The organism is Gillisia sp. Hel_I_29 (assembly GCF_000744275.1).
Lineage (GTDB): Bacteria > Bacteroidota > Bacteroidia > Flavobacteriales > Flavobacteriaceae > Gillisia.
The window spans coordinates 2,140,247-2,153,775 of sequence record NZ_JQLP01000005.1 but is presented as its reverse complement, the minus strand read 5'-3'; the positions used below and the strand labels follow the sequence as shown (position 1 = coordinate 2,153,775).

The 13,529-nt window shown below is 33.0% G+C and carries 13 protein-coding genes; 11 read left to right on the top strand and 2 right to left on the bottom strand.

The annotated features are described in order from the left end of the window. Positions 1–88: 88 nt before the first annotated feature. Both tsaE and P163_RS15005 read right to left on the bottom strand, forming a co-directional pair. Positions 89–493, bottom strand: coding sequence for a tRNA (adenosine(37)-N6)-threonylcarbamoyltransferase complex ATPase subunit type 1 TsaE (tsaE, locus tag P163_RS15010; protein ID WP_034893056.1), 405 nt, complete (start codon positions 491–493; stop codon positions 89–91). A gap of 43 nt (positions 494–536) precedes the next feature. After that, on the bottom strand, positions 537–2,087 hold the full coding sequence (locus P163_RS15005; protein WP_034893053.1) for a bifunctional response regulator/alkaline phosphatase family protein: 1,551 nt from the start codon (positions 2,085–2,087) through the stop codon (positions 537–539). Between the two features lie 121 nt (positions 2,088–2,208). Between P163_RS15005 and P163_RS15000 the strand changes: the two genes are divergently transcribed. The 11 genes from P163_RS15000 to P163_RS14950 all read left to right on the top strand — a co-directional run bounded on the left by P163_RS15000 (position 2,209) and on the right by P163_RS14950 (position 13,427). Next, positions 2,209–3,438 (top strand): HD domain-containing protein, encoded by a 1,230-nt coding sequence (locus tag P163_RS15000; protein ID WP_034893050.1) that lies wholly within the window; start codon positions 2,209–2,211, stop codon positions 3,436–3,438. 24 nt (positions 3,439–3,462) lie between these two features. After that, entirely contained in the window at positions 3,463–4,479 is a 1,017-nt protein-coding gene (gene lpxD, locus P163_RS14995) for a UDP-3-O-(3-hydroxymyristoyl)glucosamine N-acyltransferase (protein WP_034893048.1), read from the top strand. A 1-nt stretch (position 4,480) separates the two neighbouring features. Beyond that, positions 4,481–5,881 (top strand): bifunctional UDP-3-O-[3-hydroxymyristoyl] N-acetylglucosamine deacetylase/3-hydroxyacyl-ACP dehydratase, encoded by a 1,401-nt coding sequence (locus tag P163_RS14990; RefSeq protein ID WP_034893045.1) that lies wholly within the window; start codon positions 4,481–4,483, stop codon positions 5,879–5,881. Between the two features lie 6 nt (positions 5,882–5,887). Further along, positions 5,888–6,673 (top strand): acyl-ACP--UDP-N-acetylglucosamine O-acyltransferase, encoded by a 786-nt coding sequence (lpxA, locus tag P163_RS14985; protein ID WP_034893042.1) that lies wholly within the window; start codon positions 5,888–5,890, stop codon positions 6,671–6,673. Positions 6,674–6,685: 12 nt separating this feature from the next. Next, on the top strand, positions 6,686–7,252 hold the full coding sequence (gene efp, locus P163_RS14980; protein ID WP_034893039.1) for an elongation factor P: 567 nt from the start codon (positions 6,686–6,688) through the stop codon (positions 7,250–7,252). Positions 7,253–7,279: 27 nt separating this feature from the next. After that, positions 7,280–8,209, top strand: coding sequence for a UDP-3-O-(3-hydroxymyristoyl)glucosamine N-acyltransferase (locus P163_RS14975; protein ID WP_034893035.1), 930 nt, complete (start codon positions 7,280–7,282; stop codon positions 8,207–8,209). A 7-nt stretch (positions 8,210–8,216) separates the two neighbouring features. Beyond that, a complete protein-coding gene (locus P163_RS14970) occupies positions 8,217–8,627 on the top strand; it encodes a nuclear transport factor 2 family protein (RefSeq protein WP_034893032.1) in 411 nt (136 codons plus the stop codon). 63 nt (positions 8,628–8,690) lie between these two features. After that, positions 8,691–9,569 (top strand): succinate--CoA ligase subunit alpha, encoded by an 879-nt coding sequence (gene sucD / locus P163_RS14965; RefSeq protein ID WP_034893029.1) that lies wholly within the window; start codon positions 8,691–8,693, stop codon positions 9,567–9,569. A 226-nt stretch (positions 9,570–9,795) separates the two neighbouring features. Next, a complete protein-coding gene (fabG, locus tag P163_RS14960; RefSeq protein WP_034894468.1) occupies positions 9,796–10,542 on the top strand; it encodes a 3-oxoacyl-[acyl-carrier-protein] reductase in 747 nt (248 codons plus the stop codon). A 4-nt stretch (positions 10,543–10,546) separates the two neighbouring features. Next, on the top strand, positions 10,547–12,589 hold the full coding sequence (locus P163_RS14955) for a vWA domain-containing protein (protein WP_034893027.1): 2,043 nt from the start codon (positions 10,547–10,549) through the stop codon (positions 12,587–12,589). A 22-nt stretch (positions 12,590–12,611) separates the two neighbouring features. Further along, positions 12,612–13,427, top strand: a complete 816-nt coding sequence (locus tag P163_RS14950; protein ID WP_034893024.1) for a prohibitin family protein — start codon at positions 12,612–12,614, stop codon at positions 13,425–13,427. Positions 13,428–13,529 lie beyond the last annotated feature (102 nt).

Genomic DNA, 13,529 nt, shown 5'->3' with positions numbered 1-13,529 from the left:
AATAATTAATAGCTTTCAAATTAACAATAAAAGTAATAATATTCTTACAACCACAAAAATTAGCTTTTTTATTAATTTTAAGATTTTATTAACACAACTTTAACATTCTTAACCCTTGTTCATCTATTCTTAACTCTAATTTTTGGGTAGGGAAATCAAGTAATTTTGAAATATTTTGGGGCCATTCTATCATTTTCCAAGAATCTTTATTCAGATAATCTTCAATTCCCATATCTAAAGCTTCATTTTCATCTTCAATTCTATAAAAATCGAAGTGATAAATACTGCCTTCCTTAGATTCATATTCATTTACCAAAGAAAATGTTGGACTTGAAACAGAATCTTTAGATCCTAATGCTTTAATAAGAGATTTTATGAGCGTAGTTTTTCCAGCTCCCATTTCTCCGTAGAAGAGTAACGTTTTGCTTTTAGCATTGTTTATAATGCGCTCTGCTACACTATCAATATCTGATAACTCGTAAGTTATGGTCATAAAGAATTAGATTTTTGGCGATGTAAAGATATGTAATTAATTATTATCTAGGTGATAGCGTAATAAATGGGATGATCATCTCCTCCATAGAAACCCCTCCATGTTGGTAGGTATTTCTAAAATAATGTACATAATGATTGTAATTATTTGGATAGGCAAAGAACATATCTCCCTTAGCAAATATAAAAGAGCTACTCATATTTATAGTTGGTAGATGTATGGTTTTAGGATCTTTTGCTGCTAATACATCCTTATCTTCATAAGTAAGACTTTTTCCCGTTTTGTATCTTAAATTAAGACTGGTATTCTTATCTCCTATAACTTTAGAAGGATTTTTCACATTAATGGTTCCGTGGTCTGTAGTAATGATTAATTTAAAATTAGATTGCTGCGCCTGTTGAATGATCTCCAATAGCGGGGAATTCTTAAACCAGCTTTGGGTCAAGGATCTATAAGATTTATCATTAGATGCCAATTCTTTGATCACTTCCATTTCTGTTTTGGAGTGGGAAAGCATGTCTACAAAATTATAAACAACCACAGTGAGATCATTATCTTTCTGAGTCTTAAAATTTTCAACTAATTTCTTACCTGCTTTTAAACTCGAGATCTTATGATATTCACATTTAAGATCTAATCCCAGTCTTTTTAATTGAGCTTCCAGAAACTCTTTTTCATGCATGTTCTTGCCTCCCTCTTCTGTATCATTTAACCAGTAATCTGGGAATAGTTTTTCCATTTCACTTGGCATTAATCCAGAGAAGATTGCGTTTCTGGCGTATTGAGTGGCAGTAGGTAAAATACTATAATAAGCAGATTCTTCTTCTTTCTTATAATAGTTATTTATTATAGGTTCAAAAGATTTCCATTGATCATATCTTAAATTATCTACTACTATTAATAGAGTGGGTTGTTCTTTATTTATCTGTGGAACTATCTTATTTTTAAAGATCGTATGAGACATTATAGGTGCATCTGCTTTTTTCTCGAACCAAGAAGGATATTCATGATCTATAAACTTATAGAATTGATTATTAGCTTCTAATTTTTGTGATTCTAATATCTCGAACATTCCACTATCCTCAATATTTTCTAACTGCATTTCCCAATATATTAGTCGCTGATAGAATTCTGCCCATCCTTCAAAAGAATTTATAGAAGACATGTCCATTGCTATTTTTCTAAATTCCTGTTGGTAATTAGAAGTAGTTTTTTCTGAGATCAATCTAGAATGATCCAAGTTCTTTTTTAAACTTAATAGAATCTGATTGGGATTTACAGGCTTAATTAAATAATCTGCTATTTTAGATCCAATAGCATCTTCCATAAGGAATTCTTCTTCACTTTTTGTGATCATCACAATAGGAAGATCTACATGCTTTTCTTTAATTTCAGATAAGGTCTCCAATCCTGTTAAACCGGGCATATTTTCATCTAAGAAAACGATGTCAAAATTCTCCTTCTCAATTTGTTCTATGGCTTCCATACCACTTCTACATGTGGTAACATTGTAATTCTTTCCTTCAAGAAAAATTATATGTGGCTTAAGCATATCAATTTCATCGTCTGCCCAAAGTATTTTTATCTGATTCATTTTGTTAAATTTTATAGCGTCTCACGTCATATTATATATGAAGCGTAGTGCTTTTTGTTATAAAAGTCCATTATGGACTACATATATGTATATTTGCTTTAAATAATAAACGATTTTAAGCTTGGCAGCAACTACTAAACTCAAAATATTTAACGATCCAATTTACGGTTTTATTACTATTCCGAGTGAGCAGATCTTTAAGATTATTGCACATCCGTACTTTCAAAGATTGCGCCGTATTTCTCAAATGGGTATGTCTTATTTAGTATACCCGGGAGCTCATCACACAAGATTTCACCACGCATTGGGTGGTTTGCATTTAATGCAAAGAGCTATAGAGATGCTTAGAATTAAAGGTGTTAAGATCTCTAAAGATGAAGAAGAGGCCTTAGAGATAGCTATCTTATTACATGATATAGGTCACGGCCCATTTTCTCATGCTATGGAACATAGTATAGTAGAAGGAGTGTCTCACGAACGTATTTCATTGCTTTTTATGGAGCGTTTAAATGCCGAATTTAACCAAAGTTTAACGCTAGCCATAGAGATCTTTAAGGGCACGTATTCCAGAAAGTTTATGAATCAGCTAGTATCTAGTCAGCTAGATATGGATAGATTAGATTATTTAAAGAGAGATAGTTTTTACACGGGTGTTCCTGAGGGGAATATTAATAGTGAACGCATAATTACCATGCTTAATGTTGTAAAAGAAGAGCTGGTTATTGAGGAAAAAGGAATCTATTCTGTAGAGAAATTCTTAGTTGCCAGAAGATTGATGTATTGGCAGGTTTACTTGCACAAAACAGGGGTTGCGGCAGAGCAATTATTAATTAGAGTTTTAATGAGAGCTAAAGAACTTATTGAAAAGGGTGAAGAACTAAATTGTAGCAAGCCACTTCAGTTCTTTCTTCAAAATAAGATAAGCTTACAAGATTTTAACAATGATGTTCTGAATACGTTCTCTAAACTTGATGATTACGACATTATTTCAGCAATGAAAATATGGACAGATCATGAAGATTTTGTGCTTAGAAATTTAAGCGAAATGCTTCTTACTCGAGATCTTTTAAAAGTTAAGCTGAAGAAAAAGCCAATTAATAAGAAGAAATTAGAAAAGCATAAACTAGCTTTTCAAGAGAAATATTCATTAAGTGAGAACGAAGCTAGATATTTCGTTTTTAGCGGAGACATCACTAATGTGGCATATTCCAGCGGAAATGACAAAATTCAGATCTTGCATAAAAATGGAAAAACTAGCGATGTGGCTATCGCATCAGATCAATTGAATCTGAAAGCCTTATCGGCTCCGGTCACTAAATATTATATCTGTTATCCAAAGACCAAACATTAACGCATTTTTTTTACTTTTGCCAGAATGAAATTTACTGCAGCACAAATAGCCGAGATTTTAGAAGGAACTGTTGATGGGAATCCAGAAACGGAAGTTTATAAATTGGCAAAGATCGAAGAAGGCACAGAGGGTTCACTAACCTTTTTGAGCAATCCTAAATATACATCCTACATATATTCTACAAATGCTTCTGTAGCAATTGTAAAATATGACTTTTTTATTGAGGATAAAATAGAGACCACATTAATAAGAGTGAAAGATCCATATAAGGCTTTTTCAACCTTATTAGAATATTACAATCAGGTAAAGCTTAATAAGAGTGGTATTGAAGAACCTAATTTTATTGCAGATTCTGCTAGTTACGGGGGGAACCTTTATTTAGGAGCTTTTACATATATAGGGAAGAATGTGAAAATTGGTAATGATGTAAAGATCTATCCAAATTGTTATGTTGGAGATAATGTAGTAATTGGAGATAATACAGTACTATTTGCCGGTGTAAAAATTTATTCTGAAACTGTAATTGGAAATTCTTGTACGCTTCATGGTGGAGCCGTGGTAGGAGCAGATGGTTTCGGTTTTAATCCTGGAGAAACGGGTGAATATAACAAAGTTCCACAAATTGGGAATGTTATTATTGAAGATAATGTAGATGTTGGAGCAGGTACAACAATAGATAGAGCAACATTAGGTTCTACTATAATTAGAAAAGGTGCCAAATTAGATAATCAGATCCAGATTGCGCATAATGTAGAGATTGGTAGTAACACCGCTATAGCTGCACAAACAGGAATTGCTGGTTCTACCAAGATTGGCAAGAACTGTTTAATTGGAGGTCAGGTTGGTATTGCTGGTCATTTAATTATAGGAGATAGAGTGAAAATTCAAGCTCAAAGTGGTATAGGTAGAAATATTGACAATGATGAAATGATTCAAGGATCTCCCGCAATTGGATATGGAGATTACAATAAATCTTATGTACACTTTAAGAATTTACCGAAAATAGTAGATAGGTTAAACAAACTAGAAAAAAAACAATAGAATGGCTGATATTCATTCAAAACAGCACACCATTAAAAATGAAGTTACTTTAAAAGGAGTAGGACTTCATACAGGTAAAGAGGTAAAAATGACCTTTAAACCTGCTCCGGTAAATACTGGGTATGTATTTAAAAGAGTAGATCTAGATGATCAACCAATTATTGAGGCAGATGCTTCTTATGTGGTAAATACTCAGCGAGGAACAAATCTTGAAAAGAATGGAGTGAGCATTCAAACTTCAGAGCATGTATTAGCAGCTTGTGTAGGTTTGGAAATTGATAATATAATTATAGAGCTAGATGCTTCAGAGCCTCCAATTATGGATGGTTCTTCAAAATTCTTTGTAGAAGCATTAGAAAAGGCTGAAGTTGTAGAGCAAGATGCCTGTAGAGACGAGTTTATCATTACTGAGGTGATATCATATAAAGATGAAGAGACCGGTAGTGAGATCATGATCATGCCAAGTGACCATTATCAGGTTACCGCTATGGTGGATTTTGGGACTAAGGTACTTGGAACTCAAAATGCTTCTATTCAAAATCTTTCAGAATTTAAAACTGAAATTGCGAATGCAAGAACATTTAGTTTTCTTCATGAAATAGAAACGTTGCTGGAACACGGTCTTATAAAAGGTGGAGATCTTAATAATGCTATTGTTTATGTAGATAAAGAGCTTAGTCCGGAAACTATGGATAAGCTTAGAACAGCATTCAATAAAGATAATATTTCAGTAAAGCCAAATGGAATTTTAGACAATCTTACCCTGCATTATCCAAATGAGGCTGCTAGACATAAATTATTAGATGTTCTTGGAGATCTTGCGCTTATAGGAACTAGAATTAGAGGTAAAGTTATAGCTAATAAGCCAGGACATCAGGTAAATACTGAATTTGCAAAGAAACTTGCAAAACATATAAAGACAGAGCGTAGAAATAATTTTCCAAGGATAGATTATGATAAGCCACCATTAATGGATGTTAATGATATCATGAACATCTTACCTCACAGGCCCCCATTTTTATTGGTAGATAAGATCTACACCCTAACGGAAAATTGTGTTGTGGGAATGAAGAATGTTACTATGAATGAACCATTTTTTGTAGGCCACTTTCCGGGAAAACCAGTTATGCCTGGAGTACTACAAGTAGAGGCAATGGCTCAAACAGGAGGGATTTTAGCATTAAAATCTGTACCCGATCCTGAAAATTATCTTACCTACTTCATGAAAATTGATAACGTAAAATTCAAACAACAGGTAGTTCCTGGAGATACGTTAATTTTTAAGCTAGAACTGTTAGCTCCAATTAGACGCGGAATTTGCCAAATGCAAGGTTATGCCTATGTTAATGGGAAATTGGCAACAGAGGCTATTTTAATGGCCCAAATAGTAAAATCTAAATAAATTAAAATGAATCAACCCTTAGCATATGTGCATCCGGGAGCCAAAATAGCAAAGAATGTGGTTATTGAGCCATTTACCACTATACACAATAATGTGGTAATTGGCGAGGGAACATGGATTGGATCTAACGTTACCATAATGGAAGGTGCAAGAATTGGTAAGAATTGTAATATTTTTCCTGGGGCAGTAATTTCTGCTATACCACAAGATAAGAAGTTTAATGAAGAGGAGACCACTACAGAAATTGGTGATAATACTACTATTAGAGAGTGTGTTACCATAAACAGAGGTACTTCAGATAGAATGAAAACAGTTATTGGTAAGAATTGTTGGATTATGGCGTATTGTCATATTGCGCATGACTGTATAATTGGTGATAATTGCATATTCTCTAATAATAGTACCTTAGCAGGGCATATTAATGTAGGAGATCATGTTATATTAGCAGGAATGACTGCAATTCAGCAATTTTGCAGTATTGGTAATCATGCTTTTGTAACTGGTGGTTCTTTGGTAAGAAAAGATGTGCCTCCATTTGTGAAAGCCGGTAGAGAGCCACTTTCGTATGTAGGTATTAATTCCATCGGTTTAAGAAGAAGAGGTTTTACCACAGAAAAAATAAGAGAGATACAGGATATTTACAGAATTTTGTATCAAAAAAATTATAATAATTCTCAGGCAGTAGCTATTATTGAAGCTGAAATGCAAGCCACCGCAGAGAGAGATGAGATCTTAGAATTTATAAAGAATTCTCAAAGAGGTATCATGAAAGGATATTTTAGTTCAAATTAATAAATACACATAATGGCAAGTACAAGTGATATTAGAAATGGTTTATGTATTAGATATAACCATGATATTTATAAGATTATAGAATTCTTACATGTAAAACCTGGAAAAGGACCAGCATTTGTAAGAACTAAAATGAAAAGTGTAACTACCGGTAAAGTTCTAGATAATACTTTTTCTGCTGGACATAAAATTGAAGATGTACGTGTAGAAACTCATAAATTTCAATTCTTATATAATGACGGAGAATTCTATCACTTTATGAATGTTGAAGATTATACGCAAATTAGATTAGTAGAAAGCGCTTTAGATATGCCTCAGCTTATGAAAGAAGGTGAAGTTGTAACTATTCTTATTAATACAGAAGATAGTATGCCACTTTCTGTTGAAATGCCTGCAAGTGTTGTTTTGGAAGTAACTCATACAGAACCAGGTGTTAAGGGAAATACGGCTACCAACGCCACTAAACCTGCAACTTTAGAAACCGGAGCAGAAGTTAACGTTCCACTTTTTATCAATGAAGGTGATAAAGTAAGAATTGAGACAGATAAAGGTACTTATAAAGAAAGAATTAAAGAATAACAACCGTTATTTAATACCTCAGAGATCATGAAATTTCCCCAGCAGCATACGCTTAAGCAAATTGCTACCATAATTTCTTCGGAATATGTGGGCGATGCAAATTTTCCGGTTTACGGAATGAATGAGATCCACGTTGTGACAGAAGGGGATATTGTTTTTGTTGATCATCCAAAATATTATGACAAAGCACTTAATTCTGCTGCAACAATTATTTTGATCAACAAAGAAGTACCTTGCCCGATTGGGAAAGCGTTACTTATTTCTAATGATCCTTTCACAGATTTTAATAAGCTTACAGAATATTTTAAACCCTTCGAAAAGTCTTCAGAAGAGATTTCTGAATCTGCTTTAATTGGAGATAATACTATTATTCAACCTGGTACTTTTATCGGTAACAATGTAAAAATTGGCGATAATTGTTTAATTCATGCCAACGTAAGTATTTATGATGATACTATTATAGGTAATAATGTTATTATTCATGCCGGTACCGTGCTTGGAGCAGATGCCTTTTATTATAAAACCAGGCCTAACGGATTTGATAAATTAAAATCTGGCGGACGAGTTGTAATTAATCATGATGTAGAGATTGGAGCTCTTTGCACTATAGACAAAGGAGTTACAGGCGATACCTTTATTGGCGCCGGTACTAAAATTGATAATCAGGTTCAGATAGGTCACGACACTATTGTAGGTAAAAAATGTTTAATAGCCTCACAAACCGGAATTGCAGGGTGTGTTATTATTGAAGATGAAGTTACTATTTGGGGTCAGGTTGGAATTAGAAGTGATGTAAGAATTAGAAAAGGTACAGTGCTATTAGCTCAAACCGGAGTTTCTAAATCTACAGATGAGAATACAACATATTGGGGAACACCTCACGGAGAATCTCGAACAAAGCTGAAAGAATTTGCTGCGGTAAAAAAATTACCGAGTATAATAGATAAATTAAAATAGGAAAACTATGAGTTTTAGCGAAAAGAAATTAGTAGAAGAATTTTACTTGTCAAATTTTTATAAAAATCCAGACGAAGTAAAAGACTATTTGCATCAAGACGCTGAGCTTTATTGGAATAGTGGAGCAGGCTTCAATAAAATGACTTTTAATGATGTGATGAATCTTAGTACAGAGATGTCTAAATCTTTTGATTCATTAAGAGCAGAAATTAGCCATTTGCTTCAGGATAAGGATCAAGTAACCATAAGGTTTACCTATTACATTAAAACCATTGAGAATCCGGATGAAGAAATACCTATGGCTCATTTCATAGCTATTTGGAAGATCAAGGATAATAAATTATATAAGGGTTATCAAATAAGTCAGCCAGGAGATGAAACTCCAGATAATTTGAGCTCTTTTCTAGAAACAAACTAATAAAAAGCCTTTAGGGTTTATATTTAAAAAACTACTTTTGTAGCGCAAAAATTAATTACAACTATGAGTGTTTTAGTCAATAAAGATTCAAAAATAATTGTTCAAGGATTTACTGGAAGTGAAGGTACTTTTCATGCTGAACAAATGATAGAATATGGTACAAATGTGGTTGGGGGAGTAACTCCTTCAAAAGGTGGTCAAACTCACCTAGACAGACCTGTATTTAATACTGTATCTGATGCTGTTAATGAAACTGGCGCAGATGTTTCTATCATTTTTGTACCACCAGCTTTTGCTGCAGATGCAATTATGGAAGCTGCAGATGCCGGAATAAAAGTAATTATAACTATTACAGAAGGAATTCCTGTAGCAGATATGATTAAAGTAGCAAATTATATTCAAAACAAGGATTGTAGATTAATTGGTCCTAACTGTCCTGGTGTTATTACTCCTGGAGAAGCTAAAGTTGGTATTATGCCAGGTTTCGTATTCAAAAAAGGTAGTGTAGGTATCGTTTCAAAATCTGGAACTTTAACTTATGAAGCTGCAGATCAGGTTGTAAAACAAGGTTTAGGTATAACTACAGCTATTGGTATTGGTGGAGATCCAATTATTGGAACTACCACTAAAGAAGCCGTAGAGCTTTTAATGAATGACGATGAAACTAAGATCATCGTTATGATTGGTGAAATTGGTGGACAATTAGAGGCTGACGCTGCACAATGGGTTAAAGCTAACGGAAATAAGAAACCTGTTGTAGGATTTATTGCTGGAGAAACAGCTCCAGCAGGACGTACTATGGGACATGCTGGTGCTATTGTTGGAGGAAGCGAAGATACTGCTCAAGCTAAGAAGGCAATTCTTAGAGAGAACGGAATTCATGTAGTAGATTCTCCTGCAGAAATTGGTAAAAAAGTTGCTGAAGTTCTTAAAGGAGCTTAAGACACAGTATATTTATATAGATTTATCCTCTTGAAATGCTAAAAATAGGCAATTCAAGAGGATTTTTTATTTTAAAGCATTTGGCTTTTGTTATATTTGAATTAAGATTGAAAGTTTTGCAGTTCTGAGAGAACTCTGAGTGGAGATCTAGATGTAAAATTGATATTTAGAAATTATAGCTCCAAGAGATCATTTGGAGATAGAACTAACCAAAGAAGTAATAAGAATGAAATTATTAGAAGGGAAAAACGCCATAATTACCGGAGGAAGCCGAGGAATTGGAAAAGGAATTGCTGAAGTTTTCGCTAAACATGGAGCTAACGTAGCTTTTACGTATGCATCTTCTGTAAGTGCGGCTAATGAATTGGAAAAAGAATTAACCGCTCTTGGAGTAAAAGCTAAAGGTTATCAATCTAATGCAGCCAATTTTGAAGAAGCGCAAGAGTTAATAAAAAATGTAGCTGCAGATTTTGGGCAGATAGATATTTTGATAAATAATGCTGGAATTACAAAAGACAATCTTCTGATGAGAATGTCTGAGGAAGATTTTGATCAGGTTATAGATGTGAACCTGAAGTCAGTTTTTAATATGACTAAAGCAGTTCAACGTACCATGCTTAAGCAACGTAGTGGAAGTATTATTAACATGAGTTCTGTAGTTGGAGTTAAAGGAAATGCCGGACAGTCTAATTATGCGGCCTCAAAAGCAGGAATTATAGGATTTTCAAAATCTATGGCGTTAGAATTAGGTTCTAGAAATATAAGAACTAATATAATTGCACCTGGTTTTATTGAAACAGAGATGACAGATAAGTTGGATGAAAAGACGGTGCAAGGCTGGAGAGATTCTATTCCATTAAAAAGAGGAGGAAGCCCGGAAGATATTGCAAATGCATGTGTCTTTCTTGGAAGCGATCTCAGCAATTATATTACAGGGCAGGTTTTACAGGTTAATGGAGGAATGTTAACTTAGGTAGATGTCATTAACTACTATTTTATTTATAGCCCTAGCCGCGATCTTCGCACTAGGGTTTGTTTTTTTTAAGTACTTCTATAGTAATAATAAAAGATCAGCTAGTTTATATTTCTTATCAACTTTATCTTTTATAAGCATATTTACCTTGCTCTTGCTATTAATAAATCCAAAGGTTGTAGACGAGCAATTTGAAATCGTAAAGCCTAGATTAGATGTATTGGTAGATAATTCTTTATCTATAGCGCATCTTAAACAAGTAGAAATAGTTTCCTCATTTTATAATAAAATCATAAAAGATAAAGAAATCAGTGAAAAATTTGAATTGAGATCTTTTAGCTTTGGAGAATCTTTAAATTTAATTATCAAGGATTCTTTGCGCTTCCAAGAACATCAGACGAATATTAATAAAGCATTATTAGAGGTAAATAAAACTACTAACCAGAGTAATTCTGCCATAGTATTAATTACAGATGGCAATCAAACTGTAGGAGAAGATTACAGTTATTTTAAAGCAGAAGCTAACACTTCCGTTTATCCTATTATTGTTGGAGATACTACCTCCAGCCCAGATCTATTTATTTCGAATTTAAATGTAAATAAGTACACGTTTTTGAACAATGAGTTTCCGGTTGAACTAATTATAAATTATTCCGGGGAGAATTCAATGACTACAACTCTTACTGTAACTTCTGAAGAGAAGGTTTTAAAAAGCCAAATAATACAATTTAATAAAGGAGAATCTTCTAAGGTGATATCTTTAAATATGAACGCTAAGAGTATTGGTACTCATATTTATAAAGTTAGTTTAGAGCCTATATCAGAAGAAAAGAATTTCAACAATAACATTCAAAATTTTGCGTTGGAGGTAATAGATGAACGTACTTCTATACTTATAGTAAGCTCGGTACTACACCCAGATCTTGGAATGTTAAAAAGATCTATTGAAAGTAATCCACAGAGAAAAGTCAAAATTAGTTCTATTGAAGATTTAGATAAAACTCAATTATCTGAATTTGAACTAGTTATATTATACCAGCCAAATAATTTATTTAAGCAGTTCTTTGAGGAAATTGAGGAAAAGAAAATTAATAATCTGTTAATTACCGGAGTTCAGACTGACTGGGGATTCTTAAATTCTATGGATATTTTTATCAGCAAAGCTTTCTCTAATCAAAATCAGGATTACCAATCAATATATAATAATAGCTATTCACAATTTCAATTTGATGATATTGATTTTAATTCTTTTCCGCCATTAGAAGATAAATTTGGAAGACTTAATTTCAAAAATAGGAACTATCAAACTTTATTGTTTAAGGCAATAGATGGAATAGAAATTCAAGAACCTTTATTATTTACATTTCTCAGTGATAATCAGAAACATGGAATTTTATTAGGAGAGAATATATGGAAATGGAGAACTCAATCTTTTGTAAAATCTGGAGATTTTAAAGCTTTTGATACTTTTTTCGGAAAATTTGTTCAATATCTATCTTCTACCTCCAATAAGAAAAGACTAGATATTGAGGTAGCGTCATCTTATAAGCAGAATGAAGATATTCAATTTTCTGCTCTTTATTTTGATAAGAATTTTCAATTTGATGCAGGGGGAGAACTTAATTTAAAATTAATAAATAACTCTGGTGAGATTTTAGAATCTGCTATGGTGTTGCGCGGGAATGAATACGTTTTTAATGCTTCACAATTACCTCCTGGAGCATATTCGCTCTACTTAAATGAACTGCAATCTGGGTTAAGTTTAGAGAAATCCTTCACTATCATTGAATATAATGTAGAAGAACAATTTACTAGTGCAGATATTAATAGACTTAAAAAATTGGCTCACGATAATCTTGGTGTTGCTTATACAACTGATCACTATGAAACTTGGAAACATCAGCTTTTAAAGGAGAAACGCTTCGTAAGCGTGCAGAAAAGCCGTATAAATATTGTATCTTTAATCAATTGGAAAATTCTCTTAACTATACTTATTTTAAGTCTTGGAATTGAGTGGTTTACCAGAAAATATATCGGATTAATTTAATAATAAATAATAAAATTTACTTATGAATAATTTTCCAAAAATTGGAATACCTGCGCTTATCATTTTAGTAATTCTAATCATAATAGTTGCTAAATCTACTGTAACAATAGATTCCGGTCAGGCTGGGGTTCTTTATAGAACTTTTGATGATGGTGTTGTTACAGATGAACCTCCATTAAGTGAAGGTTTTAATATTATTGCACCCTGGAATAGAGTTTTTATATATGAAGTAAGACAACAATCTTTAGATGAAGAAATGCAAGTGCTTTCTTCAAACGGTTTAGAGATTAGACTTGATGCATCTATCTGGTTTCAGCCAACTTATAATAAATTAGGCGCTTTGCATCAAGAAAAAGGAGAAGACTATGTAAAAAGAGTATTACAACCTGCGGTAAGATCTGCAACTAGAGCAGTAGTAGGAAGGTATATACCAGAGCAACTTTACGCAAGTAAGAGAGAAGCGATTCAAAAAGAGATCTTCGATGAAACTCAAATTTTGTTGAAAGATCAATACGTTCAGGTAAATGAAGTTCTAGTAAGAGATGTTTCTCTTCCTCAAAATATTAAAGAGGCGATTGAACGTAAATTAAGACAAGAACAGGAATCCTTAGAGTATGAATATAGATTAACCAAAGCTCAACAAGAAGCAGAAAGACAACGTATTGATGCTGAGGGTAAAGCCAAAGCCAACCGAATTTTGAGTGAGTCTTTAAATGACCAGATTCTTAGAGAAAAAGGGATACAGGCAACGGTGGAATTATCTAAATCTCCAAATGCTAAAGTGATAGTTATTGGATCTGGTGATAGCGGATTACCAATAATTCTTGGAAATAATTAATAGGAACAAATCATAAAATTTAGCAAAGCTAGTTTGAAATTTAAAATAAATATTTAGATTTGTAACACAAATGAGAACAATACAATTACATCATCATCATTT

What these genes read in the sequence shown, in the direction of transcription:
- tsaE (WP_034893056.1), bottom strand. Translation starts at nt 493, where the DNA reads ATGACCATAACTTACGAGTTATCAGATATTGATAGTGTAGCAGAGCGC.
- P163_RS15005 (WP_034893053.1), bottom strand. Translation starts at nt 2,087, where the DNA reads ATGAATCAGATAAAAATACTTTGGGCAGACGATGAAATTGATATGCTT.
- lpxD (WP_034893048.1), top strand. Translation starts at nt 3,463, where the DNA reads ATGAAATTTACTGCAGCACAAATAGCCGAGATTTTAGAAGGAACTGTT.
- P163_RS14990 (WP_034893045.1), top strand. Translation starts at nt 4,481, where the DNA reads ATGGCTGATATTCATTCAAAACAGCACACCATTAAAAATGAAGTTACT.
- lpxA (WP_034893042.1), top strand. Translation starts at nt 5,888, where the DNA reads ATGAATCAACCCTTAGCATATGTGCATCCGGGAGCCAAAATAGCAAAG.
- efp (WP_034893039.1), top strand. Translation starts at nt 6,686, where the DNA reads ATGGCAAGTACAAGTGATATTAGAAATGGTTTATGTATTAGATATAAC.
- P163_RS14975 (WP_034893035.1), top strand. Translation starts at nt 7,280, where the DNA reads ATGAAATTTCCCCAGCAGCATACGCTTAAGCAAATTGCTACCATAATT.
- P163_RS14970 (WP_034893032.1), top strand. Translation starts at nt 8,217, where the DNA reads ATGAGTTTTAGCGAAAAGAAATTAGTAGAAGAATTTTACTTGTCAAAT.
- sucD (WP_034893029.1), top strand. Translation starts at nt 8,691, where the DNA reads ATGAGTGTTTTAGTCAATAAAGATTCAAAAATAATTGTTCAAGGATTT.
- fabG (WP_034894468.1), top strand. Translation starts at nt 9,796, where the DNA reads ATGAAATTATTAGAAGGGAAAAACGCCATAATTACCGGAGGAAGCCGA.
- P163_RS14955 (WP_034893027.1), top strand. Translation starts at nt 10,547, where the DNA reads ATGTCATTAACTACTATTTTATTTATAGCCCTAGCCGCGATCTTCGCA.
- P163_RS14950 (WP_034893024.1), top strand. Translation starts at nt 12,612, where the DNA reads ATGAATAATTTTCCAAAAATTGGAATACCTGCGCTTATCATTTTAGTA.